Consider the following 1724-nt stretch of genomic DNA (forward strand, 5'->3'; position numbering starts at 1 on the left):
AAAAGTAAAGGCCTATATTCAAGAAGCCTTGGAATATTTTGATGAAAATGAGTTCGAGGAATGGTTTGATGAGCGAGTGAGCGAATATGTGGAAGTATCAAACGAGCAGATTGATGTAAAGTACGATCAAACCATCAGAAACTATGTCGCCTATGTGCATAAGAATTTCTCTGTCACTGTACCACTATCAGAATATTCATCAGAGCTACAGGGAAGTGTTCGTTGCGATGGTGAATATGACCACAGTATTGTAGTGGGGTCAAGAGATTTTGAAGACTCTGATCGAGTCCTAGACGCACTGCAAGAAAAAGTGGTAGAGTGGCGTTCACAATCTACCAGTAAGCAGGAGTTTATAGCTTTTATTTCTAAACTAGATAATTCTTTAGGGACAACAGTTTTTGAAGATTTAAAAAATACGGTAGAGAAAATTAATCCAAATGTTCTATCTAGTTCTCAGAACATGAATATGAAAAATTTCACACCAGAAAACTATACAACGGTTGCAGATGAAATCGAAGATGCCCTATCTAGTTGGGAGAGCGACGATATCCCAGTTGCAGCCTACAACAAAATTTGTGGTTATGTGGAGTATTTGAATCGCCACGAGCGGGAACAAGCCGAAAGATAGAAAAGGAGCAGTAGAAATGCTGATCACAGTAAAAGAAATGATTGCACGTCTGCAAAAATATGATAACCAAATCAAGGTTGAAGAAGCAGGATTTAATCAACTTCTGGAAGAAGTGGAAAAAAATAAGTTTAATCCGTTGCTAGCCATGAGTTATGAGGATTTCTCTGCTTGGGGGTATAAACCGACTTGGGACGGTGGTTGTTATACCTATAATCCAGATAAGAATATAGATAGTCCAGAAAGTCGATTGTCTTACTTGGAGTATCTAGAGAGCAAGCGACGCTATTGGGAGGGCGCAGACGAGGAACTGGAGAGTGTTGCGAGCGTTTCTTATTTGTGTCCTAATTGCCAAAATGGTGGCGTTTGGAATTTACAAACCGAATCTATGGTATGTAAAGATTGTGGATCTGACTTGACTAAGTTGTATCAAGAAAAAATGGATGAATTTAAAAACTTTCTTTCCAAGCGTGTTAGACAGAACTAGAAAGGAACTATATAGATGGATAAGAAATTAGAACATGCCCAACTTTTGGAAGATATGTCAAAGGATTATTGGGAGGCGGTGGATCAAGAAACCCATCAGATGTTTGTCAATAGCAAACGTTTGAGCGATCTTACAATTCGAGCGATTGCCTTAGCAGCAGGTGCAAGAGCATTGAGGGCAGAAGCAAATACAGAAAAGGGAACATCTGATGAACTATAAAGACCTCAAATTTGATTTCAGGTTTTCGGGGTATGTCAAACTACCTCGTCAAGTTGAAATATATATTCGAGAAATCGATCTTAGTTTTTATCGCTTGAGATGCGAATTGGAGCGTAATGGCAAACAGCTAACGCCAGTTTGTAAGGCTGTAAAGCATACCTTAATTCAAGATTATGCTGCATTTGAAAAACTTATCAAACAGCGTATGTCTGAGTTTGAAGCACTTGTTGTACCTGATGAAACAGTGAAACCAACATGTAAGGAACTTTTAGGGAAGTTAGAGCGGCTAAATGAACGTCTTTTAGGATTCTTGCATTCCCTTGGAGTTAAACAAAGCTACGGTCTTAAAAAAGAAAATGAGTGCCTTGTAGAAATCCTAGAATTTATGATGCA

At 38.6% G+C, this 1724-nt stretch carries 4 protein-coding genes; all 4 read left to right on the forward strand.

The annotated features are described in order from the left end of the window. Positions 1-628: TroA family protein (locus K4I03_RS04745; RefSeq protein WP_227963893.1), on the forward strand; the 628-nt coding region annotated here is incomplete at its 5' end. 16 nt (positions 629-644) lie between these two features. After that, the gene (locus K4I03_RS04750) at positions 645-1112 is read left to right on the forward strand and encodes a hypothetical protein (protein WP_227963894.1); all 468 of its coding nucleotides are present in this window, start codon (positions 645-647) and stop codon (positions 1110-1112) included. Positions 1113-1127: 15 nt separating this feature from the next. Further along, on the forward strand, positions 1128-1331 hold the full coding sequence (locus K4I03_RS04755; protein WP_227963895.1) for a hypothetical protein: 204 nt from the start codon (positions 1128-1130) through the stop codon (positions 1329-1331). Continuing rightward, the coding region (locus K4I03_RS04760; RefSeq protein ID WP_227963896.1) for a hypothetical protein at positions 1321-1724 on the forward strand (404 nt) is incomplete at its 3' end. The genes K4I03_RS04755 and K4I03_RS04760, both read left to right, overlap by 11 nt.

The sequence above is a fragment of the Streptococcus sanguinis genome (genome assembly GCF_020729725.1).
Lineage (GTDB): Bacteria > Bacillota > Bacilli > Lactobacillales > Streptococcaceae > Streptococcus > Streptococcus sanguinis_V.